The 1,978-nt window shown below is 41.5% G+C and carries 4 protein-coding genes; 1 reads left to right on the forward strand and 3 read right to left on the reverse strand.

Annotated elements, in window-relative coordinates; genetic code table 11:
• Window positions 1–109: 109 nt before the first annotated feature.
• The 3 genes from ACUVJL_RS03040 to ACUVJL_RS03050 form a co-directional block, all read right to left on the reverse strand.
• Entirely contained in the window at window positions 110–613 is a 504-nt protein-coding gene (locus ACUVJL_RS03040) for a hypothetical protein (RefSeq protein WP_445244492.1), read from the reverse strand.
• Window positions 600–869, reverse strand: a complete 270-nt coding sequence (locus tag ACUVJL_RS03045; protein WP_445244493.1) for a hypothetical protein — start codon at window positions 867–869, stop codon at window positions 600–602. Before ACUVJL_RS03045 ends, ACUVJL_RS03040 begins: the two co-directional genes overlap by 14 nt.
• 96 nt (window positions 870–965) lie before the next feature.
• Entirely contained in the window at window positions 966–1,442 is a 477-nt protein-coding gene (locus ACUVJL_RS03050; protein ID WP_445244494.1) for a DUF2808 domain-containing protein, read from the reverse strand.
• 243 nt (window positions 1,443–1,685) lie between these two features.
• Here ACUVJL_RS03050 and ACUVJL_RS03055 point away from each other — a divergent pair, with 243 nt between their 5' ends.
• Entirely contained in the window at window positions 1,686–1,865 is a 180-nt protein-coding gene (locus ACUVJL_RS03055; RefSeq protein ID WP_445244495.1) for a hypothetical protein, read from the forward strand.
• The last annotated feature ends 113 nt before the right edge of the window (window positions 1,866–1,978 follow it).

A 1,978-nucleotide genomic window follows, 5' to 3' on the forward strand; every position in this document is an offset into this window, starting at 1 on the left:
AATTTATTGACAGTTATACAAACTTGCCGTCGTCAAAGACCTTCAGTCCGCCAAGTTTTTTGAGCAAGCGATCAAAGCGAGGGTTAATCCTGCTGTGCAGACCCCATCTTTAATACCCCAAGTTGAGACCTGAATCCTTACTATGCAGTGATACAGAAATTTGGTGATAAATATTGCCTTTGCTGTCAGTAATTGTTTGCCAGTGTTGTGAGTTAAAGGTCGCTAGCAATTCTTTGGGATAAGCGCCTGCTGTAGCAATCAAATTTCCTGACTTATCAAATAAACGAATATAGTAATGGCCTTGGTTGATAGCGCTTAAAGTATGGCGGCTTGGCAACTGTTCTTTAATGTCGTTAACTCCCATTAGGCGGAGGTTAGGCAAAAGTTCGTTTACTATTGGCTCTAAGCGTCCGGGCTGCTGCAATTTGAGTTCTAGGCTGTCGTGTAGCGTCCCCGCTACCGATTCTAATTCGCGGTCTAGGACTACCCAGTGAGCGTGGGCGATCGCCCTATATACGCCAAATCCCAACAAGCTTAAAATCAAACCCATTACTGCTGCATAGGAAATGGCTAATTGCCAGCGAGTCCGGTTAAATAGTTTATTTTGATTCATTTTGATTTGTTACGTCAATTCCGCTACGCATTTTCCCATGACCCGGCAAATCAATTGTAAGTGCCAAAAGAGCTTTTCCCTGAACGTGAACCTCAAAATCGTGGAAGGCTCTCCAAGTTGGGTAGTCAGGATAGGAACGGCCTCCGACAATGTGAGGAGATTGGGAATCTCCCGGTATTCCTGTTGCTTTTGCTGCGGAGATAGAAGAGGCAAGAATTAAGGCAAATACTGCACCAAGGCTAACTAACTTTTTCACGACTGCACTCCTTGAAAATTAACGTTTGGCTTATTTCTTAGTTTGATAGGCAGGAATGAAACCAGGATGAAATATCTGCCGTAACACCTGATTTTTTTATTGATAGCTGCGAACCTGTGCCATACTGAGGTGGATGTCTGTATTGTCGCCAACTAATGTAGCAGTAAGTTGGTACATCCAAGCGTTAGAAACTCCTGAAATTATTACTTTATTCATGGCAATTTTGATTGTGGTTTCGGCAGAGACAGGTTGGGAGAAGGTTAGTATAACTTGATTGCTGTTGACAGAAACCTTAGTGTCAATTTTTTGACCTGAATCGTCAGATATACTGATATCATCCCTCACAGTTAACCCGGCAGGAACGCTAATTTTTAATTGAGAAATAGCCCTACTTCCTTGAGGAATGTGCAGCCGGAAAGTATGCCTGACAATTCTTGCCTTAGTTTCTGGAAATTGTACTGAACTATCAATGTGAGGAAAATTCTCGGCACCTGTTCTGGTGCTCGCATGGACAGCAGGAACTAAAACTGCGGCTGACAGAGCAAATACAGCACCGTAAATGAGTGTTCTCATAGTCTTGACTCTCTAGGGAATTAAGTACAGTACGCCAACCTACTTCAACATTTATATTTGAAGAGTTAGCTTCTTATTAACTAGATTGACAGCTAATTATGAAATCAAGATGAAATATGAACCAGTGAGAGGTAAATTTTAATATTGATGGGACTTATAGTGCAAGTAAATAGCTCCTTCTCTGACAGCAATCCGGTATGCTATCATAAAATGACCGAATTACCCTACTGTGAAAATGACCGAATGAAACTTATAAAAATGAGCCAGCAAAAATTAAAAAACCCAATTCTCCAATGGATGGGTATGGGGATAGCAATGCTGGCGTGTTGCCTTGTGCCTATGGCTGCTTTCTTCTTTCTAAACGGAAGTTGGCGGGCATTAGTTGGTCACGACAACGTAAGGATTCAGGTATCTGAAACGTAGTCACAGAAGGACTTCTAGAATTAAAGCCTTCGCTAAATCAACAGCTTGATTCTCAATAGGTACGAAAATAAAAGCTTTCAGGGTTTCTTAATAAGAATGGATATTTGATGATT

Origin of the sequence: Microcoleus sp. OTE_8_concoct_300, from assembly GCF_031383065.1 — a bacterium.
Taxonomy (GTDB): domain Bacteria; phylum Cyanobacteriota; class Cyanobacteriia; order Cyanobacteriales; family Microcoleaceae; genus Microcoleus.